Genomic DNA, 22,428 nt, shown 5'->3' with positions numbered 1-22,428 from the left:
AATTGATCCGGCCGAATTGATGCGGCGATTGGATCGATGCGCGGATTAAGCATCTCCGCTGGCCCGACACCCCACGACCTATGTCTGACAAGATGCCGCTAGATCGGCTGACGGCCATGCGCTAGTGTTTTATACGACCGGTTAAAAACACCGGCCGTTTGAGGGAGAAAAACGTGAGATCCAAGGTTATTGGCGCAGTTTCATTGGCGGTCGCTGCGGTTGGGCTTTTTGCGGCCACTGCACCCGCCTTTGCGCAGCAGAAAACGATCACGGTCTGGTGGGGCAAGGGCTTCTATCGGTCCGAAGACGACGCACTGATCGAGACGATCAAGAAGTTCGAAGCCAAGACCGGCATCAAGGTCGAATTGTCGCAGTACGCGATCCAGGACATGATTCCGAAGACGGTCGCCGCGCTCGATGCCGGCACCGTGCCCGATGTCGCCTATTCCGATTCCTACGACGTGCAGGCGCAGGGCAAGTGGGCCTATGAGGGCAAGCTCGAGGACCTCACGGACGTCATGGAGCCGATCAAGGGCCGGTTCGTGCAGAACACGCTGGATGCGTCGATCCTCTATAACGACGTCACCAAGAAGAAGGCCTATTACGGCTTCCCGCTGAAGCAGCAGAGCATGCATGTCGAGATCTGGAACGACATGTTGGAGAAGGCCGGCTTCAAGCTCGCCGACATCCCGACCGACTGGGCGGGCTACTGGACGTTCTGGTGCGACAAGGTGCAGCCGGGTATCCGTAAAGCCACCGGCCAGCGCATCTACGGCGTCGGCCAGCCGATGGGCGTTGAATCCACCGACGCCTTCCAGTCGTTCTACACCTTCATGGACGCCTACCACGTCAAGCTGGTCGACGACGACGGCAAGCTCCTGGTCGATGATCCCAAGGTGCGCGAGAATCTGATCAGCGCGCTGAAGGATTATACCGACACCTATATCAAGGGCTGCACGCCGCCCTCTTCCACAACCTGGAAGGACCCCGACAACAACGTCGCCTTCCACAACAAGACCATCGTGATGACCCACAACTTCACGATCTCGATCGCGGCGAAGTGGTTCGAGGACTCGCAGAACCAGGCGCTCACGCAGGAGCAGCGCGACGCCGGCAAGAAGGCCTATGAGCAGGACATCGTCACGGCGTCCTTCCCGAAGGCGCCCGACGGTTCGACTATCCGCTACCGCTCCGACGTCAAGACCGGGCTGGTGTTCACCGCGGCCAAGAACAAGGCCGAGGCCAAGCAGTTCATCAGCTTCCTGCTCCAGGAAGAGAATGTTCGTCCCTATATCGAGGGCGCGCTCGGCCGCTGGTTCCCGGTGACGAAGGAAAGCCAGGCCAGCCCGTTCTGGCAGGCCGACAAGCATCGCAAGGCGGTCTACGCCCAGTTCACCGGCGGCACCGCCGCGTTCGACTTCACCAAGAACTGGAAGTTCACGATCCTCAACAACGAGAACGTCTGGGCCAAGGCGATGAACCGGGTCGTCAGCGAAAAGGTCCCGGTCGACAAGGCCGTCGACGAGCTGATCGTCCGCATCAAGCAGGTTGCAGGCTAAATCTTCTTTCTTCCTCTCCCCGCTGGCGCGGGGAGAGGCGAAACGCTAATACCGGCCGCCTCGTGCGGCCGGAAGTCCTTTCAAAGAGTCCTGAAGAATGGCGATTACGCTCTCTGGCGATCAGTCGATGCCCGCTCCGCCCTTGTCGTCGCGGCTGACCCCGGCGCAGGTCTGGGGCATCGTGCTGCTCGCGCCCTATCTGCTCGTTTTCCTCGCCTTCGTCGTCTATCCCGTCTGCTACGGGCTGTGGCTGGCGCGGGCCCCGTCGAATTATGTCGCGCTGTTTCACGATCCGATCTTCGCGCGCGCCGCGGTCAACACGCTGATCTTCCTGGTCATCGGCATCAACATCAAGATGCTGATCGCGTTGTTCCTGTCCGGCTTCTTCGCGCAGCAGCGCACCTGGATCAAATGGCTCTCGGTGATCTTCATCCTGCCCTGGGCGGTGCCGTCGATCCCGACCATCCTGTCTGTGCGCTTCATGTTCAATCCCGAATGGGGCGTGGTCAACCACCTCATCTTCTCCCTCACCGGCGATGACGGCCCGAACTGGCTGAACGACCCGACCGTGGCGCTGAGCATGGCGATCGGCGTGCACATCTGGAAATCACTGCCGTTCTGGACGCTGATCCTGATCACCGGACGCCTTGCGATCGCGCACGATCTGTTCGAGGCCGCCGAGGTCGATGGTGCGAGCTGGTGGCAGAAATTCCGCTACATCACCTGGCCGTCGATGCAGACGCTCTACATCACCTGCACACTGCTCTCGATGATCTGGACGCTCGGCGATTTCAACAGCGTCTATCTGCTCACCGGCGGTGGCCCGGCTGACCTCACGCACGTGCTGGCGACGCTCGGTATCCGCTATCTCCGGCTCGACCAGCTCTCGCTCGCGATGGCCTCCATCGTCTGCGCGATGCCGTTCGTCCTGCCGCTCGTGTACTTTATGATGAAACGGTTGTCGCGATGAAGCTTCCCGGCGTAAGCGAATTTTCCTGGCGCGACGTCGCGATCGAAGCGCGGCTGCTGCTGATCGGTATTCCTGTCTTCCTGTGGACGATGATTCCGATCTACCACATGTTCCTGTTCGCGATCTCCCCGAAGGAGGACGCGTTCTCGGGCAAGCTGTGGCCGGATCATCCGACGCTCCACAACTTCGAGATCGTGTTCAAGCAGCAGCACTACTTCCTGCGCGACTTCTACATCCAGTTCTGGAACTCGACGGTGATCGCAGTCTCCGTCGGCGTGATGACGCTGTTCATCGCCACCGCCGCGGCGTTCGCGATCTCGCGATTAAAGGTGCCGGGCGGCCGCACCGTGTTGAACCTCGCGCTCTTCACCTATTTCATCCCCGCGGCGTTCCTCGCCGTGCCGATGTACCGCACCATGGGCAATTACGGCCTGCTCAACAATCACTGGTCGCTGATCCTGGCCATGGTGACGATCGCCAGCCCCTACGCGATCTGGGTGCTCAAGCAGGCCTCCGACAAGCTGCCGGTCGAGCTGGATGAAGCCGCGGTGATGGACGGCGCCACGACGCTCCAGATCTTCCGCCTGGTCTACCTGCCGCTGATGATGCCCTCGCTGGTCGCGATCGGCACCTACGCAGTGCTGCTCGCCTGGAACGAATATCTCTACGCGTTCCTGCTTCTGTCCAACGACCGCGAGATCACCCTCCCCGTCGCGCTCGGCAACTTCCTCGCCGCCGACGATTCGCCCTGGGAGCTGTTGATGACCACCGGCTTCATTTACGCGCTGCCGCCGGCCGCGGTCTATTACGCCTTCCGCCGCTACATGGTGGGCGGGCTCACGGCAGGCGCGGTGAAGTCCTGACAATCGAGAGCCTCGTTCCGATCGAATCGGAACGGGGCTCTCGATTCTTGCTTTGACGCGTTTTCATTACGCGAACCGGTATCCACTTCGCTCGAAAGCGCTCCGGGACGCATCGCGTCGCCGCAAGCAGGGCGTTCGAGCGACGACGTGGACAATTGCGGGTTGTCCACGCCTGCTCTAACCTCGCAGCCCTGTCACGGGGCACGTCACCATGCGCGGCAACGACGCGATCCATCTCGGCCTGATGCTGCTGGCGTTCGCGGCGTCCTATCTGGTGCCGTTCGAGCTGCTGCTGCTGGCCTATGTCGTGCTCGGCCCGGCGCACTACTTCACCGAGATCTCGTGGCTGCACGATCGCAGCTATTATCTGCCCCATCGCGGGATCGCGGCGGTCCTCGCGATCATCGCCGTGGTCGCGGCGCTGATCGACAACGCCTCATGGTTCGGCCTTGCGATGTGGGGCGCGCTGGTCGTCTGCGCCATGCTGGCAGCCACGACCTCCGCGATCGAGAGCATGCTGCTGTTCATGGTGGCGATCGTCCTGTCCGCGATCATGTATTCGAGCGGATCGTCGCTTGCAGTCATCGGCATCCTGATCCCGACCCTGATCCACGTCTCGCTGTTCACGCTGATCTTCATGGTGCTCGGCGCGCACCGGTCGGGCAGCCGCGTGCAGGCTGCGCTGGTGGTCGTCTATCTGCTTGCGGTCGCCATGATCCTGTTGCTGCCGCCAACGGCCGAAATCCGGATCCCGAGCTTTGCCCGGGTCGGACAGGACTATTTCGGCAATGTCGGTCCGGCGCTGGGCCGGCTGTTCGGAGTCCCCGGCCTCGTCCTCGACACCCGGCTGACGAGCCTGCTCGCCTTCGTCTACACCTACCACTACCTCAACTGGTTCATCAAAGCCGACATCATCCGCTGGACTGAGGTGCCCAAGGCGCGGCTGGCGGCGATGGCCGCCGCAAGCGCCGCCTCCACCGCGCTGTACTTCTACGACTACGCTTTCGGCTTCACCTTCCTGCTGGCGCTGAGCCTGATTCACATCCTGCTCGAGTTTCCGCTCGACAGCCTCGCGCTGCGGCAGCTCGGATCCGCTGTCCAGGGCGCGATACGCGCGCGATATGCGGGGCCCATCGCGGCCTCCGCGGCGCAATCGCGTTCTACGGGCACCAAGGCCGCGAAACGCGCAACGCGCTCACGCTGATCATCTCTCCGCGCTCTTGCGTCGATACGCGACCAGCAGGGCGATCGTCGAGCCGATGAAGTAGCCGGCGGTCGCGCCCGAGATGGCGCGGCCGGCGACGATCGCCAGCGCGCGATCGCCCGCATCGATCGCCGAAATCACGCCGACCGCATATTGCGAGGCGAAGACAATGAGGTTGCGGACCAGACCAAATGGACTGCCCGGACGGATGATCTGCCCGGTCGTGTGATCGACGTCGAACGGGCGCGGCGTCAGCACACCGAGCGGCAGCAGCGCCAGCGCGGCCGCGATCCATGCGACCAGCGGCGAAACGCTGTCTTGGTGGCCGAAGCCGAGTCGCGAAATCCCCCAGACGATGAAGACGACCGGCACGATCAGCGCGCGCCAGATCGGCGTCGTGCGCGGCTGCATCGCCTTGACGCCCTGCCACACCAGAAAAGCGAGCAGCATCCAGACCCAGACCGGCGTGTGGATCAGGATCTGGTAGGCGAATGTCATGATTGCTCCTCGCCTACAGCGGCGCCGCGCTCTCGCCCTGCGAGCTCGAGAGTTTCGAGGCAAGCGAGGCGATGACGATGACCACCGCGATCAGGGCGATCACCAGCGTGCAGATCGCGTTGATCTCGGGCTTCACGCCAAGCCGCACCTCCGAGTAGATCCGGATCGGCAGCGTCGTCGAGCCTGGGCCGGTGGTGAAACTCGCGATCACGAGATCGTCGAGCGACAGCGTGAAGGCCAGCATCCAGCCCGCCGCGATCGCGGGCGCGATCAGCGGCAGCGTCACGGCGACGAACGCGCGAACCGGGTTGCAGCCGAGGTCCATCGCCGCCTCCTCCAGCGAACGGTCGAGCGAGCCGAGGCGGGACTGCACGACCACCGCGACGAAGCACATCGTCAGCGTGGTGTGGGCGATCGTCACCGTCCAGAAGCCGCGCTCGGCGTTGAGCGCGACGAACAGCAGCAGTAGCGACAATCCGGTGATCACCTCCGGCATCACCAGCGGCGCGTAGAGCATGCCCGAGAACAGCGTGCGGCCGCGAAAGCGCTCGCCGCGCGACAGCGCAACGGCTGCGAGCGTGCCGAGCAGCGTGGCGATGGTCGCGGAGGAGACCGCGACCCGCAGGCTCATCCAGGCCGCCTCGATCATGGCGCGGTCATTGAAGAACTCGTGGTACCAGCGCAGCGACCAGCCGCCCCACACCGTCACCAGCCGCGAGGCATTGAAGGAGTAGATGACGAGGATGAGGATCGGCAAATAGAGGAATGCCAGGCCCAATGCGAGCGAGGCGATGTTGAAGCGGGACAGGCGGGAGACCTTGCGCATCGCTTCAGCGCCCCTGTTCCAGCTGCCGCTTCTGCAGCCGTTCGTACAGCAGCAGCGGCACCAGCAGCACCACCAGCAGCACGATCGCCGCGGCGGAAGCCACCGGCCAGTCCTTGTTGGTGAAGAATTCGAGCCACAGGGTCTGGCCGATCATCAGCGAATTGGAGCCGGCCAGAAGGTCCGGGATCACGAACTCGCCCACGATGGGGATGAAGCACAGCAGCACGCCGGCCCCGACGCCGGGCAGCGACAGCGGAAAGGTGACGAGCCAGAACACCTGCCAGGGCGGCGCGCCGAGATCAGAGGCCGCCTCCTCCAGCACCGGCTCCATTTTCGCGAGCGTGGCGTAGAGCGGCAGGATCATGAACGGCAGATAGGAATAGACGATGCCGATATACATCGCGGTGTCGGTCGAGAGCCACACCACCGGCTGGCTGACCAGATGCAGCGCGAGCAGGATCTGGTTCAGCAGGCCGTCATGCTGGAGGATGTTGATCCAGGCATAGATGCGGATCAGGAACGAGGTCCAGAACGGCACTATCACCAGCACCATCGCCACCGCCTGCCAGCGCTTCGGCAACCGCGCCATGCCGTAGGCGATGGGATAGCCGATCACGAGCAACAGCGCAGTCGCGGTGACGGCGACGGTGAGGCTGCGCACATAGGCGAACACGTAGATGTCGTCTGAGGCGAGCAGCTTGAAATTGTCGATCGACAGCGCGGCGAACGCTGCCTTGAGCGCCTCCCATCCCGCCATCAGGTCGAACACCGGCTCGTAGGGCGGCTGCGCGATCGCCGTCTGCGACAGGCTGATCTTGAGTACGAAGCCGAACGGCACCAGGAAGAACAGCAGCATCCAGACATAGGGCGCGATCGCGGCAAAGCGCGCGGGCCTTGCGAAGATGCGGCGCGAGCTCATGATTGCAGCACCACGCAGTCGTCGGGCGTGAACCAGGCGACGACACGCTGGTTCAGGCTGTAGGCGTCGACGTCGAGTCGCGCGCTGTTGGGGACCGACGCCTGCACGATTCCGCCGGCATCGAGCTTCACCTTGTAGGTGGTGGTGCCGCCGAGATAGCAGATGTCGGCGACCACGCCGTCCAGGCTGTTGATCGCCGTCTCACGACCGGCCTCGCTCACCGGGCCGCGGCGCGACAGCTTGACCTTCTCGGGCCGGATCGCGACCGACAATTTTCCCGCGCCGACGCCTTCGCGCGGCTCGGCCACCACCAGCGCACCCGCATCACGCGTGCCGATGATCAGACGATGACCGTCGCGCAATTTGGACTCGCCGTCGAACAGATTGATGTCGCCGACGAACTCCGCGATCCAGCGCGAGCGCGGCGCTTCATAGAGTTCGCGGGGGCTCGCGACCTGGGCGAGCTTCCCGGCCTTCATCACGCCGATCCGGCTTGCCATGGTCATGGCTTCCTCCTGATCGTGGGTGACGATGATGAAGGTCATGCCGAGCCGGCGCTGCAGCTCCATCAGCTCGCCCTGCGTACTCTCGCGCAGCTTCTTGTCGAGCGCCGCGAGGGGCTCATCGAGCAGCAGAAGCTGCGGCCGGCGCGCCAATGCACGCGCCAGCGCCACGCGCTGACGCTGACCGCCGGAGAGCTGGTCGGGCCTGCGCTTCTCCAGCCCCTCGAGCTTCACCAGCGCAACCATTTCGGCCACGCGCGTGGCGATGTCGGCACGCGCCATGCCGGCCCGCTTCAGGCCGAAGGCGATGTTGTCGCGCACGGAGAGATGCGGAAACAGCGCGTAGTTCTGGAACATCATGTTGATCGGGCGTTCATGCGGCAGCGCCTGCGCGATGTCCCGGCCGCCGAGCAGGATGCGCCCCTCGTCCGGCGCCTCGAACCCGGCGAGCATGCGCAGCAGCGTGGTCTTGCCGCAGCCGCTGGGCCCGAGCAGCGCAAAGAACTCGCCGGCCTTGATGTCGAGCGACACGCCGTCCACGGCCCGGAACGTCCCGAATGTCTTGGCGACGCCCTCGATGCGCAGCAGCGGCTGCCCCGCCGCGGGAAGCGCTTCCGCGCCGGCGTCTATCTTGGGCAATTCGTCCGTCATGGTCCCTGCCAACCCCGATTCCGCCGCACGCTAGCGGCCGATCGTCCCCAGCTCAACCGGTTCGGGGGTGACTTCCACTGCAGTCCCGTAGCCCGGATGGAGCGCAAGCGTAATCCGGGACGGTCCATCGGTGGTGAGACTTTCCCGGATTGCGCTTCGCTCCATCCGGGCTACGCCACTAGCTCACACCCGCCATGAACACGGCCAGCGCGTCACGGTCCGCCGCGGGCATCGTCAGGCCGAGCTTCGAGCGCCGCCACAGAATATCCTCGGGAAAACGCGCCCATTCGCGGGTCATCAGATAGCGCACTTCGGCGCCGGTCAGTTCGGGACCGAAGGCGGGGCCGAGCTCGTCGCGGGCCTTCGCCTCGCCGAGCACGGCCGGCAAGCGCGAGCCATAGGCCGCAACCAGGCGGTGGGCCTGCGTCTCCCCGAGAAAGCGCCAGCGGTCGCGGGCGAGGTCAACTTCGGTGTCGAAACGATCCCAGGCAAAATCTCCGCCGGGCAACGCGGCGCCGGCCGTCCAGGACGGCGACATCGGATAGAACGGCGTCAGCCTCGTCACCGCCCGCTCGGCGCGCAGGCGTGCGGTGGTGACGTCGCCGCCGAACATCGTGATCAGCGGCGCCTTGCGCCGGCGCGCGTGGAACAGCGTCGTCCCGTCGCGCCGTCGCACGGACGCCAGCGTCAGGTTGACGCCGGAGACCGCGCGCACCACGTCGGTGGGCGCGACGCGCTCGCGGAAATAGCGGCTGGCGGCCTCGCAGAGATAGCTGACGTCAGCCCCAGGCATCGCCACGATCGCGGGATCACCAGTGAAATCACGAGTGACCGTGCCGATCAGCGCGAAATCGCGCTCAAAGGGGCTCGCGAAGATCAGCCGCCCATCGCTGTTCTGGAAGACGTAGACGTTATCGGACTCGAACAGCCGCGGCACGATGATCTGGCTCATCTGCATGGCCGCCATGGCAGGCTGCGGCTGGCGCAGCACGGTCTCTGCGACGATCGACGTCCAGCCGCCGGTGGCATTGGCCAGCGCCCGGGCCGTGACCACGCGGCGATGGCCACGATCGACCACCGCGAGGCGCCATGTGTCGGTTCGATCGGCGCGGACACAGCGCGCCCCGGTCCGGATCGCAGCGCCGCGTTCGGCGGCGTCCAGCGCCGTCAGCACCACCAGGCGGGAATCATCGACGACGCAGTCCGAATATTCGAAAGCCGTGCCGAACGGGCGCTTCAGCGCGTTGCCGACCGGATGATGCGTGATGTCGAGGGTCGTCGCGGCAGGCAGGCCGCTCCGACCGGTGAGGCCGTCATAGAGGTACAAGCCGGCGCGCAGCAGCCAGGGGGGACGCTCCTCGGAATGGGCCGGGATCACGAAGCGCATCGGCCGGACCAGATGCGGCGCGATGGCAAGCCACGTCCGGCGCTCGGCCAACGCCCGGCGCACCCGCCAAAAACCGCGGCGTTCCAGCACCGACAGATCGCCATGGATCAGCCGCGGCGTCGCGGATGACGCCGCGCCGCCGAGATCGCCCTGCTCCAGCAGAATGACCCGCAGGCCGCGGCCGGCCGCATCGCGGGCGAGGCTGACACCGTTCAGGCCGCCGCCGATGATCGCAAGGTCGTAATCCGCCATGAAGCCGTCGAATGGGAGCTAGCGCCCGCCATCACTAGAGCCATTTCCATTCCGATGAAATCGGAACGAGGCTTTGGATTCTTGTTTTGACGCGTTTTCTTTGCGCGAACCGGTATCCGCTTGGCTCGATAACGCTCTAGCCGGTCTTGAGCGCAAGCTCCATGGTCTCGGCGCGGCCGACGAGGCCGGCATATTTGCCGATCGGCAGCGGCTTGCCGAGCAGATAGCCCTGCACGCCGTCGCAGCCCTCCTTGGCAAGAAAGACGAGCTGATCGAGGGTCTCGACGCCCTCGGCGATGATCGACATTTCGAGGCCGTGGCCGAGATCGATCACGGCGCGGACGATAGCCGCCGATTGCGGGTTGCGGCCGAGATTCATGATGAAGGCGCGATCGATCTTGATCTTGTCGAACGGGAACGCCTGGAGATAGCTCAGCGAAGAGTAACCGCTGCCGAAATCATCCATGGAGATGCGCACGCCGAGCGCCTTCAGCCGGCGCAGCAGTGCAAGACCCCGGTCAAAGTCCTCGATCAGCACGCCTTCGGTGATTTCCAGCTCGAGCCGGCCGGGTGCCAGGCCCGTCTCGATCAGGATCGAATGGACCAGCCCGACCACGTCGCCGTGCATGAACTGCGCCGGCGACAAATTGACCGCGACCTGGAGCGGCTTCGGCCAGGACGCCGCCTCGCGGCAGGCCTCGCGCAGGATCCACTCGCCCATCTCGACGATCAGGCCGCTCTCCTCCGCGATCGGGATGAACTCGGCCGGCGAGACCTGGCCGCGCACCGGATGCTGCCAGCGCGCCAGCGCTTCGAAGCCGATGATCTCGCTCTCGGCGACGCTGTGGCGCGCGATGCCCTGCGGCTGGAACGCGAGCGACAATTCGCCGTTCTTGATCGCTTTCGACAGGTCCTGGTGCAGCACGCGGCGGTCGCGGATCTGCTGGTCCATCTCCGGCTGGTAAAGGCCGATCGTGCCGCGCGACTTCTGCTTGGCGCGGAACAGCGCCGCGCCGGCATTGGCCAGCAGCGATGCGCCGTCGGCACCATTATGCGGGAAGATCGACATGCCGGTGGTGACGCCGGCGCGGACCGCCCGGCCGTCGATCTGAAATTCCTGGGCAACGGCCTCGCCGAGCTGCTGCGCCAGCGCAAGGCCCGCCTCCGGCTGCTTGCCGTCGATGATGAGGCCGAACTCGTCGCCGGACAGGCGCGCCACCACGCCGCCGCGCGCGGAATCCTGAAGCCGCTGGGCCACCTCGATCAACAGCTTGTCGCCGAGCGCATGACCGAAGACGTCGTTGACCTCCTTGAGGCCGTCGAGGTCGAGGCAGAGCACGGCGAACTCCTCGCTGGTGCCTTCGCAGGCCTCGATCATCTGGGTCAGCGCCTGGAGGAAGGCGGCGCGGTTCGGCAGATCGGTCAGGCCGTCGTGATAGGCCATGTGCGCCATGCGCGACTCGGTCTGCCGGCGGTCGGTGACGTCTTCGTGGGTCTTGATCAGATATTGCGGCTCGCCGGCATCGCTGAGCACGGTCGCCCGCCGGGTCAGGAACAGCCGCAGGCCGTCCTTGGTGGAGATCGGGTGCTCCTCGGTAATCATCCCGCGCTTCTTGATCGCGGCCTCGTCGCGCGCGATGATCAGCTTGGCTTCCTTGGGATTGAAGATGTCGGAGGCGGTCAGGCCCGTGGCCTCTTCGCGCCGGCGGTTGAGGATCGTCTCCGCGCTGCGATTGGCGAGCAGGTAGCGGCCGTCCTTGACCTGCTCCACGATCAACGCCACCGGAATGTTGTCGACCACGAGCTCCAGGAACTTCTTCGTGCTCTCCAGCTCCTGCGACAGCGAGCGGCGGTCGGTGATATCCTCGAACACGAGCATCAGGAATTCGGGCTTGTTGCTCTCGTCGCGGACCACGATCCGGATCGAGGCAACCATGCGCCGTTCACCGGCGCGGTCGACCTCGAATTCATTGCGGAACTGGCCGTCCGGCGAATTCAGTGCCGCCTTGTCGGCCGCCTCGATGCTGGCCGTCGAGATGGGCGCGAACAGCTCCCGCGCATTCTTGCCGACGGCGTGGTCGCGCGAGAATCCCCAGAACCGTTCATAGGCGCTGTTGGCGAAGATGTAGCGACCGTCCTCGATGTTCTTCGCGGCGACGCAGGCCGGCACGTGGTCCAGCACGGTTTCCAGGAATTGCTTGGTGGAGGCGAGTTGCCGTGACAGCTTGCGCTGATCGCTGACGTCCAGATGCGTCGCGACCGAGCCGCCGTTCGGCAACACGAAATATTTCACGAGGATGGCGCGGCCATCGGGCAGTTCGGTGATCAGGCCGTTGGGGCTCGCCGCCTTCTCGTAGAACTCATCGTCGGAGACACCGCCGAGGACGTCGCGCTTGCGCCTGAGTTCGAGGATGTCGTAGCCGGTCATCCCGGTCCACAGATCCGAGCGCGCCAGGCCGTAGATCTCGAGATAGCGGTCGTTGCAGAACATGATGCGTCGTTGCGCATCCGTCATCACCACGCCCTGGTTGAGATTGTTCATGGCGGAGGAGACGAAGGCGTTGCGCCGCAGCTGCAAGCGCTTGGTGCGGCGCAGCGAGGAATGGATCCACAGCGCGATGGCGGCCAGGAACGCACAGACGACGATGCCGCCGATCAGCGCTTCCCAGACCAAATTGGGATCGAGCTTGCCTGGCGGCGCGAAGCTGTCCGAGAGCGCAAAGGCGCGCGCAGGCGCGACCGCGCTGCCCAGGCACACGACGGCCTGCACAGCAATCGGAAGCGTGCTGCCCACGTGCCAGTTCTTCTCAGCCATCAGCCACCCGCGCTTTCAACGTCGGATTGTCTGGCTTCACGGGTTTGGATCGGGTAAACGCCTGTACGCGCAACAGAAAAATGTGACGCCAAATACGGCAATTGCCCTGACATGATAAATGCTTCCTTAATGGAAAACGGCCCGGTGCCGTGGTTCTCAGGCCTGATGCCACCGTTGCTTTCAATGGATACACTGCACAACCATGGATAGGGTCGACTGCGTCGTCATCGGAGCCGGCGTGGTCGGGCTCGCGGTGGCTCGAAAGCTTGCCCAGGCCGGGCGCGAGGTGATCGTGCTCGAGGAAGCCGAGGCCATCGGCACCATCACCTCCTCGCGCAACAGCGAGGTGATCCATGCCGGGATCTATTACCGCGCCGGCAGCTGGATGGCGCGCATGTGTGTCAGCGGCAAGCACGAGCTGTACCGCTACTGCGGCGAGCGCGGCATCCCGCACAAGAACTGCGGCAAGCTGATCGTCGCGACCAGCGCCAAGGAGACCGAGAAGCTGCAATCGATCAAGGCGCATGCCGAGGCCAATGGCGTGCTCGACATGCAGCTGCTCACCGGCGAGGCCGCGCGCGCGCTGGAGCCGGCGCTCGCCTGCGACGCCGCGCTGCTCTCGCCATCGACCGGCATCATCGACAGCCACGCCTACATGCTCTCGCTGCGCGGCGAGGCCGAGGCAGCCGGCGCGGCCTTCGCGTTTCACACCCCGCTGGTCCGCGCCAAGGCAGCCGGCGATGTGATCGAGATCGAGGCCGGCGGCGAAGCGCCGATGACGCTGCAATGCGGCTTGCTCGTCAACGCCGCCGGGCTCTCGGCGACAACGGTCGCACGCCACATCGACGGCATGCCGATCGACCGGATTCCGCCGGCCTATCTCGCCAAGGGAAACTATTTCAGCTGCAACGCCAGGGCACCATTCTCGCACCTGATCTATCCGGTGCCCGAGCCAGGCGGGCTCGGCGTGCATCTGACACTGGACATGGCCGGGCAGGCACGCTTCGGCCCCGACGTCGAGTGGATCGAGACGATCAATTACGAGGTCGATCCATCACGCGCCGAGCGCTTCTATCCGGCGATCCGGAGATACTGGCCGACGCTACCCGACGGCGCGCTGATGCCGAGCTATTCGGGCATTCGCCCGAAGATCGTGCCGCCGGCGGTGGCCACGCAGGATTTTCTGATGCAGGGCCCGCGCGATCACGGCGTCGAAGGCCTGATCAACCTGTTCGGCATCGAATCGCCGGGACTGACGTCATCGCTCGCGATCGCGGACCACGTCGCTGAGCTCGCAGGCATCTAGGGGATTTTCAATCGGAGCGGAAAGGCTCCAAGCGCCGCGCAAATAACTTTGCACGCTGCGCACCTTCATGCAGGGATGAGCGCAATAGCTCTCACCCCTGCATGAAAGGGTAAGTTCAACTCTACACTGTTACAGGGGTTACTAGTGGAGCGTGTCGCCGGTGTGCTTCAAACGCTCGATCTGGTCCTTGACCATCAACTTCCGTCGCTTCAACTCAACAATTTGCAGGTCGTCTGTTGAAAGGTGCACGAGAGCTTCGTGCAATTCGTTTTCGAGCGTTTTGTGCTTCCGTTCCAATTCAACCAGATGTGCCTGAATTGTCATTCGAAACCTCCTCGGTAGGGGGAAACCTTGGATTCGATCCGGACAAACAAGTGTACATCACCGATTCGTTCTGTCGATATGTATCCGTCGTCGCAGCGTCATTTTTGAAAATTCATATGTAACGAATCGTGAGTAAGGAACCACGCTGGAAAAATCCATGATATCAATGTGCTTGCGCAACGCCGCAACGAATCGTCGAAATATCTTGCGAGAGTTCGGTGAGCGGCGGCCCGAGATCGCTTGCGATCACGGCGCGCAAGGACGATAATTTCCACAGGGCATCCACAGCCTTGAATCTCACGCCCATCGGGTTTTCGGCCACCGCGAACATGACCAATGAAGACGAGCGTGAGCTCGAAGCCGAGCTCACCCGGTTGCAGCAAGAACACCGAGATCTCGACGCCGCGATCGATGCGATGCATCAATCGCCTGCCCCCGACCTGTTGCGGTTACAACGGTTGAAGAAGCGCAAGCTGTTGTTGCGCGACCGTATCGCGTTCATCGAAGACCAGATCACGCCGGACATCATCGCCTGAACCGCGAGGCCCTTTTCGTGGCAGCTCGCCGCATCCGAATCCGCTTGACTCGAAAAGAACAAAATAGGAACATTTGGGCATCCCACCGCCCCAGGAAACGCCCAGGAAACCCCCGAGGACAACGCAGATGTCGGCAACCGCCCTTCTCGACAACAGCCATTATGAACAGGCCTGCGACCAGGCGATCGCGATGTGCGACGGCAATCTGCGCAGCACCATCAAGGCGCTGATCATGGCCAACGAATATCTGGAAGCAGAGCTGGAAGAATTACAGGCGGCGATTTCAGCCGGCTGCATTCCCGAGACCGCACGCAGCAAGGTGCGGAGCAACAGCAGCGCCGCCTGAGTTCAACATCGGAGCAACGCCATGTCGGATGTGACCTACTACGTTGCAATGCCCTTCCTGATCGATGCCGACGGATCGCCTGTCGCGGGCGCCGCGGAGGAATGCCAGAGCTCGGCGGCCGCGTTGCGGCGCGCCGAGATCCTGGCGCACGGTGCCGGCCATATCGGCGCGGTTGCGTTCAGCCGCAGCGGCGATCCCATGACCGGCGAATTCGGCGACGCCACGCTGCTGCGCAAATTCGGCAACGTGCCGGAAGATCTGGCCACGCTGTAAGGGTTGTTGCTTGAGCATGATCTCCGCGCGACGCGGTCCGCGCTTGTCGCGAAGATCGTGCCCTAGTTGCTGACCAGCCTGATCAGCGGCTCGTGCCGCCGGTGCGCCTTGCGCACATACATGGCGGCATCAGCCTCCTCCAGCGCGCGGCCTGCATCGGACTGCGCCCCCAGCAGCGCGACACCTGCGGAGGCGCCCGCGGTCACGCGCTGACCGCGAAAGGCAAACGACAATTCGTCGATCGCCTGCTCGAAGGTCGCGGCCTTCGCCTTGGCGTCGGTCTCGCTGAGATTCCAGAGCAGCAGCGCGAACTCGTCGCCGCCAAGCCGGCCGACCACGTCCGAGGCGCGGACCTGCCGCGTCAGGGTGGCCGCAATAGCCTTGAGCACCTCGTCTCCGGCGGCATGGCCGAAGGAATCATTGATCGGCTTCAGGCGATCGACGTCGAGCACGATCAGCGCGCCGCTGGCGCGGTAGCGCTTCATGTAGGCGATGGCGCGCGCGAGCTCGCGCTCGAAGCCGCGCCGGTTCGGAATCTCCAGCAGGAAATCGGTGTCGGCCGCAGCTTCCAGTTCCGCAACCCGCCGCTCCGCCTCCTTGAGCTTGCTCCGCAAGCCGCGGATGGTCGCCCTGGTGTCGTCGGCGGCCGACGCTCCGCGCCGCGCCGGCTTGGCCGAGCGCTTCGCCAGCCGCCTGGGGGCGGCTTTGGAGCGGCTGGCGCTGGCTTTCCGGCCCTTTTTGGCCTTCGCAGCGCTCGCCCTTTTTGGTTTCTTCATGGGCATCCTGCTCAATGAAGGCTTGCGGGGATTCACCAAGACAGGATAGTGCATTCCCTTCTCCTTGCCACCGCCTTGCGAGCCACCGGCCGGAACCGTTAATCTGGCCTATCTTTCTGTTTTCCGAGCACAATTGACGTCATGACCGCGCCGATCGCCATCATCATGGGAAGCCAGTCGGACTGGGAGACGATGCGGCATGCCGCCGACACGCTCGCAGCGCTCGGCGTTGCCGCCGATACCCGCATCGTTTCGGCACACCGCACCCCCGACCGGCTGTTTGCATTCGCCAAGGGCGCCAAGGCGGCAGGCTACAAGGTCATCATCGCCGGCGCGGGCGGCGCTGCGCATCTGCCCGGCATGGCGGCGGCGCTGACGGAACTGCCCGTGTTCGGCGTTCCCGTCGAATCCAGGACGCTCAAGGGCATCGATTCGCTCTATTCGATCGTGCAGATGCCCGCGGGCATCCCGGTCGGCACCCTCGCCATCGGCAAGGCCGGCGCGATCAACGCGGCGCTGCTTGCGGCTTCAGTGCTCGCATTGTCCGACCCGGCCCTGGCCGACCGTCTCGCCGCCTGGCGCAAGGCACAGACCGAGGCGGTTGCGGAGCGCCCGGAGGACAAGGCGTGACTGACGCAAAGCAGGTGAAGCTGAAGCCCGGCGACACCATCGGAATCCTCGGCGGCGGACAATTGGGGCGGATGCTGGCCATGGCTGCGGCGCGGCTCGGCCTGCGCTGCCAGGTATTCTCGCCCGATCCGGACTCGCCCGCCTTCGACGTCGTGCTGAACGCGACCTGCGCCGAATATGCCGACGTCGAAGCGCTCGAGCTGTTCGCCAACGACGTCGACGTCATCACCTACGAATTCGAGAACGTGCCGTCTGCCGCCGCGATGGTGCTGGACGCGCGCCGCCCGGTGCTGCCCAACCGCAAGATCCTCGAGACCACCCAGGACCGGCTCGCCGAGAAGGATTTCGTGACGCGGCTCGGCATCGGCACCGCAGCCTATGCCGACGTCACCTCGGTCTCCTCGCTGCGCGAGGCGATCGTCAGGATCGGCCTTCCGGCGGTGCTGAAAACCCGCCGCTTCGGCTACGACGGCAAGGGCCAGGCCATCATCCGCGAGGGCGACGATATCGCCAAGGTGTGGACCAGCCTCGCCACCAAATCGGCGATCCTCGAAGCCTTCATCCCGTACGAGCGCGAGATCTCCGTGATCGCCGCGCGCTCGGCGACCGGCCAGGTCGAATGCTTCGACGTCACCGAGAACGAGCACCGCGACCACATTCTGAAGATATCCCGCGCCCCCGCACAGATTCCGGATGCGCTCGCGGAAGAAGCGCGCAGCATCGCCGGCAAGATCGCCGGCGCGCTCGATTATGTCGGCGTGCTCGCGGTCGAGATGTTCGTGCTCGCCAACGGCACCGGGCCGAAGGTGCTGGTCAACGAGATCGCCCCGCGCGTGCACAATTCCGGACACTGGACGCTCGACGGCGCCTCGGTCTCGCAGTTCGAGCAGCACATCCGCGCCATTGCCGGCTGGCCGCTCGGCAAGGCCGTGCGCCACGGCGAAATCGTCACCATGACCAATCTGATCGGCGACGAGATCAACGATTACGAGAAGTGGCTGAGCGTGCCGGGCGCGACCGTGCATATCTACGGCAAGGGCGCGCCGCGCCCCGGCCGCAAGATGGGCCACGTCACCGAAGTCAGGCCGACGAAGGGCAAGTAGCGGGACCGCGGCGCACGCCGCGATCCCGCCTTTCGATCAGGCCGTCTTCACGCCCGCGACGACGCCAGAGGGTTCCTCGCTGAGCCAGCGATAGAGCACCCCGCCCAGCGCGCCGCCGATCAGCGGTGCGACCCAGAACAGCCAGAGCTGCGCCAGTGCCCAGCCGCCGACGAACAGTGCGGGCCCCGTGCTGCGCGCCGGGTTCACCGACGTATTGGTGACGGGGATGCTGACGAGATGGATCATCACCAGCGCGAGCCCGATCGCGAGCGGGGCGAAGCCTGCGGGCGCGCGGCCATGGGTGGCGCCCATGATGACGAACAGGAACATCATGGTCATCACCACCTCGGTGACGAAGCAGGCGATCAGGCTGTACTGGCCGGGCGAATGCGCGTCGTAGCCGTTCGACGCAAAACCCTTGCTGACGTCGAATCCGGGAGCACCGCTGGCGATTATGTAAAGCAGCTGGGCGGCGACGATCGCGCCGCAGACCTGTGCGATCACGTAAGGCAGGATCTGTCCCGCCGGGAAGCGTCCTCCGGCGGCAAGCCCGACGGTGACGGCCGGGTTGAGGTGGCAGCCCGAGATGTGCCCGATTGCATAGGCCATGGTGACGACGCTTAAGCCGAACGCCAGGGACACGCCGACCAGGCCGATTCCGACCTGAGGAAAGCCGGCGGCGATCACCGCGCTGCCGCAGCCTGCGAATGTGAGCCAGAATGTGCCGATCGCCTCGGCAGCGTATTTCTTCATATCCATGTGACGTCTCCCCTAATTCCAGGAATTTCCGGAGCAAAGCTCCGGGAACTGCCCCACCCTTGGCGCCGAATCACCCAAATCGGGGCCGTACGGAGGTATTTTCGCCTTATTTAATGGCTGAACTTGGCCCGAAAACCTGCATGGCAGGTGGACATCGCGGGTTTTGTCTGATACATCCGCGCCCTCAAGGTTAAGGGCTTGTGCGTTTCGCCATCCCCTTTGACTTACCAGAATTCAAATCCGATCCACTGAAGAGGATGCCGCGTGCAGGTTCTCGTTCGCGATAACAATGTCGATCAAGCCCTCAAGGCGCTGAAGAAGAAGATGCAGCGCGAGGGAATTTTCCGCGAGATGAAGCTCCGCGGTCACTACGAGAAGCCCTCCGAGAAGAAGGCCCGTGAAAAGGCCGAGGCCGTGCGCCGCGCGCGCAAGCTGGCCCGCAAGAAGCTGCAGCGCGAAGGCCTGCTGCCGATGAAGCCGAAGCCGGTGTTCGGCGCCGGTCCCGGCGGAGATCGTGGCGGCCGCAGCGGCCCGGGTGCAGGTCCGCGCGGACCGCGCTGATTCTGCCTGACTTGCAGGACTTCAGTTTTCCAAGACTTCAGTTTTCGATGACGCGGGCCCTTGGCCCGCGTTATTGTTTTGTGAGCGGTGCCTTCTCTGGGACGGGGGCACTACCGATGCGGCACCAGCGCGAGCGAACCGTAGATGGCCTCCCCTTTCCCCGCACGCCGCTTGGCGCGGCTACGCCAGATCTGGCGACAGCCGTTCGCGCTCGGCTTGATGGGGATCGTGCTGTGCGGCTGCTCCTTCGACCTCGGCTCCATGATGCCGGAGAAGGAGAAGCCGCAGGAGGCGCCCAAGGCGGCTGCGACGGCCGCCGACAGCGCGGTCAGCGCCGGCAATGTCAGCGAGGCCCAGGCTCACACCGCAAAGGGCCAGACCCTGGCAAAGGCGGGGGAGACGGCTGGCGCACTGGACGAGTTCAACCGGGCCGTCGCGCTCGATCCCTACAACGCACAGGCACTTTATGGTCGCGCCCTGATCTATCAGGGCAACAACGAGCATAATTTCGCCATCGCCGATTTCAGCGCCGCCAACGGCCTCAATCCGCAAAAGGTCGAGCCGTTGCTCGGCCGCGCCATGAGCTATCTCGCCATCGGCAAGGTCAAGGAAGCGGCGGCCGATCTCGATGAGGCCTCCGAGGTCGATCCGCACAACGCGCAGGTGTGGACCACGCGCGGACAGGCCTATGAGCGGCTGGGTGACAAGGCCAAGGCGGCCACGTCCTACAACAAGGCGGTCGCGCTACGTCCACGCGACGATACCGCCCGCAGCGGCCTCGCCCGCGTCGGCGGCTGACAGCGCGACTTAGAGATCCTTGTTTTGACGCGTTTTCTTCACGCGAAGCGGTGTCCACGTCGCTCGAAAACGCTCTCAGCCACCGCCTTAATCGGGGGTGGCGCTCTTCGGCAGGACGGAGTGGAACATCGACTTCATGCCCGACAGCATCTCGTCGGCGACATTGGTCTTCTTAGGCCGCGGCATGGTCGCGCCGGCGTCGGCACGCAGGTCGAGTGGCGGCGCGATCACCGGCACCGGAATGTCGGCCGGCGGCGTCATCCGGTTCGGATCGTCGTTGCCGATCGAGGCGGTGTAGGGCGGATTGACCGGCGATGCGCCGCCATTGCCATAGGCTTCGGACGAAGGCGTCGACACCGTGATGGGCGGCGGCAGCGGACGGAGCGCGGACGGCTCCGCAGGAATGACACGCGGGGCTTCCGGGGTGCGGGAGGCTTCCCGAACCGCAGGCTCCGGCGACCTCTCGGCCGACTTGGTTTCAGCCGGCCGGGTTTCCGAAGGCTTGCTCTCGGAAGACTTGGTTTCGGAAGATCTGGCCTCGGCGGCCTTGCCCTCAGGCGACTTGCGCAGGCGCTCGATCGCGGCGCGCGCGAGATCGTTGGCGTCGGGCGTCGCAGCCGGGGACGCCGGTGCCGAATTGGCCTCGACCACCGGGGTGGGAGCCGTGACAGCCGGAGCGGACTTGGCGGCCGCCTTCTCGCGCGCCGGGTTGCGGCCGCGCGGGCCGGCCTCGGCGGGAGCAACGTCCGCGGCCTTGGTCTCGGCCGGGTGTTCGCCGGATTTGTCGGCCGGCTTCTCGGCCGCCGCCTTGTCGGTCACGCTCTTCTCGGAGACGCCTTTGGCCTTGACCCCGGGCGCCGGAAGGTTGGCCACATCGGAGGGCTTGCCGCTCTTGCCGGCATCGGCAGGCGCTACCACGGCCGCGGGGGCATCGGCCGCCGGCTTGGCGTTGATGTAGTGGTTAACGATGTACGCCCCGATGATCGTCGCGAGCACCGAGGGGAGAATATCCATCGAGATTTTAGCGAGGTATTTCAACATTTCTCGGCCACTCCCCGCGCGATCAGATGCGGGAACTTTGGGGCATTGTAAGGGATCAACTGCGACGGATCGATGGCAAAGGGTTCGCTCGCCTTACGGCTTCAGCTCGATCTCAAGGAACACGATCTCGGTTGAGGTTTCGTTAAGTACGTCGTGTTGGACGCCGGCCTTGCGAAAGTAAGATTTTCCGGCCGCGAGCTGCGCCTTGGAACGCTCGCCGCCGGGCGCCACGATGGTCATCTCGCCGGCGACGACGGGAACAATCACATAGTCCATGCCGTGGGTGTGGTGCCCGGTCGCGCTGCCCGGGACGAGCCGCCACTCGGTCACCCGGACCTGCTCGTTGTCGATCTGAACCTCGGATTTGGCGGCAAGCATCGGGAATTTCCTTCTACGGCACGAAAACCATGAACACGTAGACGGCAAATACCACCATATGGACCAGCCCGAACAGGACATTGGTCCTGCCGGTACCGAAGGTCAGCATGCTCAACAAGAATGTCAGGAACAGGAGTGCGGTGTTCGCCGGGTTCAGGCCCAGCACGAGCGGCTGGTCGAGCAGGTAGGTGGCGATCCCGACCGCTGGAATGGTCAGGCCGATAGTTGCGAGCGAGGACCCGAGCGCCAGGTTGATGCTCTTCTGGAGGTCGTTCTTGCGCGCCGCCGCAATCGCCGAGACGCCCTCCGGCATCAGGATCAGGAGGGCGACGAGGAGGCCCGCGAACGCCGGCGGGGCGCCGATCTGAACGGCGACCGCGTCCACCACCAGCGAGAACTTCTTGGCGAGGAGGACGACCGCCAGCAGCGAGATCAGCAGCAGCACGATGCTGAGCACCAGCATTCTGCCCGACAAAAGCGCCTCCCCGCCCTCGCCGTCCGCCCTCTCGTGGACGAAATAGTCCTTGTGCAGGACGGTCTGGGTGTAGAGGAACACGCCGTAGAGCACGATCGTTGCGAGATCGACGAAGCCGAGCTGGAGCGTCGAATAGATCGGGCCCGGCGTCGTCAGCGTGTAGTTGGGCATGATCAGGGTGATGGTTGCCATCGCAATCAGCACGCTGAGATAGACGTTGGCGCCCGAGACCTGAAAGCCCTGCTCGCGGTAGCGCATGCCGCCGATGAAGACGCAGAGGCCGACCAGGCCATTACAGACGATCATCACGACGGCGAACACGGTATCGCGGGCGAGCTCCGGGGCCGGCTTGTCGCCCAGCATGATCGTGGTGATCAGCGCGACCTCGATGATGGTCACCGCTAGCGTCAGCAGCAGCGTGCCGTAGGGCTCGCCGATGCGCTCCGCTATCACCTCGGAATGATGAACGGCCGCGAACACGGTGCCGAACAGGATCACCAGGAGCACGATCGCGAACAGGGCTCCGCCCGCCGTCAGCGTAAAGCTGTAGCCGGTCGCGGTCACGATCAGGAACAGCAGCACCGCCAGAGCGGGGAAGATCCAGGACGACCGCGGCATCGGTCCGTGTGCGCTCATGCGGGCGATTCCTTCCAATGGGAGACCGATTATGCGCGA

At 64.6% G+C, this 22,428-nt stretch carries 24 protein-coding genes; 12 read left to right on the top strand and 12 right to left on the bottom strand.

Annotated features, from left to right (window positions below; genetic code table 11):
* The first annotated feature begins 173 nt into the window (after nucleotides 1–173).
* From ABIB95_RS23150 to ABIB95_RS23135, 4 genes are all read left to right on the top strand, one after another.
* Nucleotides 174–1,559 (top strand): ABC transporter substrate-binding protein, encoded by a 1,386-nt coding sequence (locus tag ABIB95_RS23150; RefSeq protein ID WP_071909773.1) that lies wholly within the window; start codon nucleotides 174–176, stop codon nucleotides 1,557–1,559.
* 97 nt (nucleotides 1,560–1,656) lie between these two features.
* On the top strand, nucleotides 1,657–2,529 hold the full coding sequence (locus ABIB95_RS23145) for a carbohydrate ABC transporter permease (protein WP_063981138.1): 873 nt from the start codon (nucleotides 1,657–1,659) through the stop codon (nucleotides 2,527–2,529).
* Complete coding sequence (locus ABIB95_RS23140) at nucleotides 2,526–3,392, top strand: carbohydrate ABC transporter permease (protein ID WP_354175806.1); 867 nt, start codon at nucleotides 2,526–2,528, stop codon at nucleotides 3,390–3,392. Before ABIB95_RS23145 ends, ABIB95_RS23140 begins: the two co-directional genes overlap by 4 nt.
* A gap of 211 nt (nucleotides 3,393–3,603) precedes the next feature.
* Complete coding sequence (locus tag ABIB95_RS23135; RefSeq protein WP_354175808.1) at nucleotides 3,604–4,596, top strand: hypothetical protein; 993 nt, start codon at nucleotides 3,604–3,606, stop codon at nucleotides 4,594–4,596.
* Here the strand turns inward: ABIB95_RS23135 and ABIB95_RS23130 are convergent, their stop codons facing one another.
* The 6 genes from ABIB95_RS23130 to ABIB95_RS23105 all read right to left on the bottom strand — a co-directional run bounded on the left by ABIB95_RS23130 (nucleotide 4,597) and on the right by ABIB95_RS23105 (nucleotide 12,447).
* Nucleotides 4,597–5,094, bottom strand: a complete 498-nt coding sequence (locus ABIB95_RS23130; RefSeq protein WP_354175810.1) for a DUF6622 family protein — start codon at nucleotides 5,092–5,094, stop codon at nucleotides 4,597–4,599.
* A 13-nt stretch (nucleotides 5,095–5,107) separates the two neighbouring features.
* Entirely contained in the window at nucleotides 5,108–5,920 is an 813-nt protein-coding gene (locus ABIB95_RS23125) for an ABC transporter permease (protein ID WP_354242422.1), read from the bottom strand.
* Between the two features lie 4 nt (nucleotides 5,921–5,924).
* A complete protein-coding gene (locus ABIB95_RS23120) occupies nucleotides 5,925–6,839 on the bottom strand; it encodes an ABC transporter permease (RefSeq protein WP_166344395.1) in 915 nt (304 codons plus the stop codon).
* Complete coding sequence (locus ABIB95_RS23115; protein WP_354242419.1) at nucleotides 6,836–7,993, bottom strand: ABC transporter ATP-binding protein; 1,158 nt, start codon at nucleotides 7,991–7,993, stop codon at nucleotides 6,836–6,838. Before ABIB95_RS23115 ends, ABIB95_RS23120 begins: the two co-directional genes overlap by 4 nt.
* A 178-nt stretch (nucleotides 7,994–8,171) precedes the next feature.
* Nucleotides 8,172–9,632 (bottom strand): glycerol-3-phosphate dehydrogenase, encoded by a 1,461-nt coding sequence (locus tag ABIB95_RS23110; protein WP_354175815.1) that lies wholly within the window; start codon nucleotides 9,630–9,632, stop codon nucleotides 8,172–8,174.
* Nucleotides 9,633–9,768: 136 nt separating this feature from the next.
* On the bottom strand, nucleotides 9,769–12,447 hold the full coding sequence (locus ABIB95_RS23105; RefSeq protein WP_063981130.1) for a sensor domain-containing protein: 2,679 nt from the start codon (nucleotides 12,445–12,447) through the stop codon (nucleotides 9,769–9,771).
* Between the two features lie 202 nt (nucleotides 12,448–12,649).
* Here ABIB95_RS23105 and ABIB95_RS23100 point away from each other — a divergent pair, with 202 nt between their 5' ends.
* A complete protein-coding gene (locus ABIB95_RS23100) occupies nucleotides 12,650–13,753 on the top strand; it encodes an NAD(P)/FAD-dependent oxidoreductase (RefSeq protein WP_208084660.1) in 1,104 nt (367 codons plus the stop codon).
* Between the two features lie 141 nt (nucleotides 13,754–13,894).
* Here ABIB95_RS23100 and ABIB95_RS23095 read toward each other — a convergent pair whose 3' ends face one another.
* The gene (locus tag ABIB95_RS23095) at nucleotides 13,895–14,077 is read right to left on the bottom strand and encodes a YdcH family protein (RefSeq protein ID WP_008131172.1); all 183 of its coding nucleotides are present in this window, start codon (nucleotides 14,075–14,077) and stop codon (nucleotides 13,895–13,897) included.
* 329 nt (nucleotides 14,078–14,406) lie between these two features.
* On the opposite strand from ABIB95_RS23095, the gene ABIB95_RS23090 reads away from it, so the two are divergent.
* From ABIB95_RS23090 to ABIB95_RS23080, 3 genes are all read left to right on the top strand, one after another.
* Nucleotides 14,407–14,613, top strand: a complete 207-nt coding sequence (locus tag ABIB95_RS23090; protein WP_063986093.1) for a YdcH family protein — start codon at nucleotides 14,407–14,409, stop codon at nucleotides 14,611–14,613.
* Nucleotides 14,614–14,740: 127 nt separating this feature from the next.
* On the top strand, nucleotides 14,741–14,959 hold the full coding sequence (locus ABIB95_RS23085; protein ID WP_014492449.1) for a hypothetical protein: 219 nt from the start codon (nucleotides 14,741–14,743) through the stop codon (nucleotides 14,957–14,959).
* 21 nt (nucleotides 14,960–14,980) lie between these two features.
* A complete protein-coding gene (locus ABIB95_RS23080; RefSeq protein ID WP_063981128.1) occupies nucleotides 14,981–15,232 on the top strand; it encodes a hypothetical protein in 252 nt (83 codons plus the stop codon).
* Between the two features lie 62 nt (nucleotides 15,233–15,294).
* Here ABIB95_RS23080 and ABIB95_RS23075 read toward each other — a convergent pair whose 3' ends face one another.
* Complete coding sequence (locus ABIB95_RS23075; protein ID WP_231143496.1) at nucleotides 15,295–16,008, bottom strand: GGDEF domain-containing protein; 714 nt, start codon at nucleotides 16,006–16,008, stop codon at nucleotides 15,295–15,297.
* Nucleotides 16,009–16,149: 141 nt separating this feature from the next.
* Between ABIB95_RS23075 and purE the strand changes: the two genes are divergently transcribed.
* Nucleotides 16,150–16,638: a 5-(carboxyamino)imidazole ribonucleotide mutase gene (gene purE, locus ABIB95_RS23070; RefSeq protein ID WP_354120079.1), complete on the top strand. Its 489-nt coding sequence runs from the start codon at nucleotides 16,150–16,152 to the stop codon at nucleotides 16,636–16,638.
* The gene (locus tag ABIB95_RS23065; protein ID WP_166344410.1) at nucleotides 16,635–17,741 is read left to right on the top strand and encodes a 5-(carboxyamino)imidazole ribonucleotide synthase; all 1,107 of its coding nucleotides are present in this window, start codon (nucleotides 16,635–16,637) and stop codon (nucleotides 17,739–17,741) included. The genes purE and ABIB95_RS23065 overlap by 4 nt, the downstream gene beginning before the upstream one ends.
* Nucleotides 17,742–17,777: 36 nt before the next feature.
* Here the strand turns inward: ABIB95_RS23065 and aqpZ are convergent, their stop codons facing one another.
* Nucleotides 17,778–18,500: an aquaporin Z gene (gene aqpZ, locus ABIB95_RS23060; protein ID WP_071909765.1), complete on the bottom strand. Its 723-nt coding sequence runs from the start codon at nucleotides 18,498–18,500 to the stop codon at nucleotides 17,778–17,780.
* A gap of 264 nt (nucleotides 18,501–18,764) precedes the next feature.
* On the opposite strand from aqpZ, the gene rpsU reads away from it, so the two are divergent.
* Nucleotides 18,765–19,061, top strand: a complete 297-nt coding sequence (rpsU, locus tag ABIB95_RS23055) for a 30S ribosomal protein S21 (protein ID WP_014492442.1) — start codon at nucleotides 18,765–18,767, stop codon at nucleotides 19,059–19,061.
* Between the two features lie 144 nt (nucleotides 19,062–19,205).
* Complete coding sequence (locus ABIB95_RS23050) at nucleotides 19,206–19,859, top strand: tetratricopeptide repeat protein (protein WP_354242412.1); 654 nt, start codon at nucleotides 19,206–19,208, stop codon at nucleotides 19,857–19,859.
* Nucleotides 19,860–19,946: 87 nt separating this feature from the next.
* Here the strand turns inward: ABIB95_RS23050 and ABIB95_RS23045 are convergent, their stop codons facing one another.
* From ABIB95_RS23045 to ABIB95_RS23035, 3 genes are all read right to left on the bottom strand, one after another.
* The gene (locus ABIB95_RS23045; protein ID WP_354242409.1) at nucleotides 19,947–20,900 is read right to left on the bottom strand and encodes a hypothetical protein; all 954 of its coding nucleotides are present in this window, start codon (nucleotides 20,898–20,900) and stop codon (nucleotides 19,947–19,949) included.
* 93 nt (nucleotides 20,901–20,993) lie between these two features.
* The gene (locus tag ABIB95_RS23040) at nucleotides 20,994–21,278 is read right to left on the bottom strand and encodes a cupin domain-containing protein (RefSeq protein ID WP_354242406.1); all 285 of its coding nucleotides are present in this window, start codon (nucleotides 21,276–21,278) and stop codon (nucleotides 20,994–20,996) included.
* Nucleotides 21,279–21,291: 13 nt separating this feature from the next.
* Nucleotides 21,292–22,389, bottom strand: a complete 1,098-nt coding sequence (locus ABIB95_RS23035; protein ID WP_247302399.1) for a calcium:cation antiporter — start codon at nucleotides 22,387–22,389, stop codon at nucleotides 21,292–21,294.
* Nucleotides 22,390–22,428: the final 39 nt, after the last annotated feature.

It is taken from the genome of Bradyrhizobium sp. LA2.1, from assembly GCF_040547725.1.
Taxonomy (GTDB): domain Bacteria; phylum Pseudomonadota; class Alphaproteobacteria; order Rhizobiales; family Xanthobacteraceae; genus Bradyrhizobium; species Bradyrhizobium barranii.
Note: the sequence above shows the minus strand (reverse complement) of the source record. Positions and strands in the feature narration are given on the sequence as shown.

What these genes read in the sequence shown, in the direction of transcription:
- ABIB95_RS23145 (WP_063981138.1), top strand. Translation starts at nt 1,657, where the DNA reads ATGGCGATTACGCTCTCTGGCGATCAGTCGATGCCCGCTCCGCCCTTG.
- ABIB95_RS23140 (WP_354175806.1), top strand. Translation starts at nt 2,526, where the DNA reads ATGAAGCTTCCCGGCGTAAGCGAATTTTCCTGGCGCGACGTCGCGATC.
- ABIB95_RS23135 (WP_354175808.1), top strand. Translation starts at nt 3,604, where the DNA reads ATGCGCGGCAACGACGCGATCCATCTCGGCCTGATGCTGCTGGCGTTC.
- ABIB95_RS23130 (WP_354175810.1), bottom strand. Translation starts at nt 5,094, where the DNA reads ATGACATTCGCCTACCAGATCCTGATCCACACGCCGGTCTGGGTCTGG.
- ABIB95_RS23125 (WP_354242422.1), bottom strand. Translation starts at nt 5,920, where the DNA reads ATGCGCAAGGTCTCCCGCCTGTCCCGCTTCAACATCGCCTCGCTCGCA.
- ABIB95_RS23120 (WP_166344395.1), bottom strand. Translation starts at nt 6,839, where the DNA reads ATGAGCTCGCGCCGCATCTTCGCAAGGCCCGCGCGCTTTGCCGCGATC.
- ABIB95_RS23115 (WP_354242419.1), bottom strand. Translation starts at nt 7,993, where the DNA reads ATGACGGACGAATTGCCCAAGATAGACGCCGGCGCGGAAGCGCTTCCC.
- ABIB95_RS23110 (WP_354175815.1), bottom strand. Translation starts at nt 9,632, where the DNA reads ATGGCGGATTACGACCTTGCGATCATCGGCGGCGGCCTGAACGGTGTC.
- ABIB95_RS23105 (WP_063981130.1), bottom strand. Translation starts at nt 12,447, where the DNA reads ATGGCTGAGAAGAACTGGCACGTGGGCAGCACGCTTCCGATTGCTGTG.
- ABIB95_RS23100 (WP_208084660.1), top strand. Translation starts at nt 12,650, where the DNA reads ATGGATAGGGTCGACTGCGTCGTCATCGGAGCCGGCGTGGTCGGGCTC.
- ABIB95_RS23095 (WP_008131172.1), bottom strand. Translation starts at nt 14,077, where the DNA reads ATGACAATTCAGGCACATCTGGTTGAATTGGAACGGAAGCACAAAACG.
- ABIB95_RS23090 (WP_063986093.1), top strand. Translation starts at nt 14,407, where the DNA reads ATGACCAATGAAGACGAGCGTGAGCTCGAAGCCGAGCTCACCCGGTTG.
- ABIB95_RS23085 (WP_014492449.1), top strand. Translation starts at nt 14,741, where the DNA reads ATGTCGGCAACCGCCCTTCTCGACAACAGCCATTATGAACAGGCCTGC.
- ABIB95_RS23080 (WP_063981128.1), top strand. Translation starts at nt 14,981, where the DNA reads ATGTCGGATGTGACCTACTACGTTGCAATGCCCTTCCTGATCGATGCC.
- ABIB95_RS23075 (WP_231143496.1), bottom strand. Translation starts at nt 16,008, where the DNA reads ATGAAGAAACCAAAAAGGGCGAGCGCTGCGAAGGCCAAAAAGGGCCGG.
- purE (WP_354120079.1), top strand. Translation starts at nt 16,150, where the DNA reads ATGACCGCGCCGATCGCCATCATCATGGGAAGCCAGTCGGACTGGGAG.
- aqpZ (WP_071909765.1), bottom strand. Translation starts at nt 18,500, where the DNA reads ATGGATATGAAGAAATACGCTGCCGAGGCGATCGGCACATTCTGGCTC.
- ABIB95_RS23050 (WP_354242412.1), top strand. Translation starts at nt 19,206, where the DNA reads ATGGCCTCCCCTTTCCCCGCACGCCGCTTGGCGCGGCTACGCCAGATC.
- ABIB95_RS23045 (WP_354242409.1), bottom strand. Translation starts at nt 20,900, where the DNA reads ATGTTGAAATACCTCGCTAAAATCTCGATGGATATTCTCCCCTCGGTG.
- ABIB95_RS23040 (WP_354242406.1), bottom strand. Translation starts at nt 21,278, where the DNA reads ATGCTTGCCGCCAAATCCGAGGTTCAGATCGACAACGAGCAGGTCCGG.
- ABIB95_RS23035 (WP_247302399.1), bottom strand. Translation starts at nt 22,389, where the DNA reads ATGAGCGCACACGGACCGATGCCGCGGTCGTCCTGGATCTTCCCCGCT.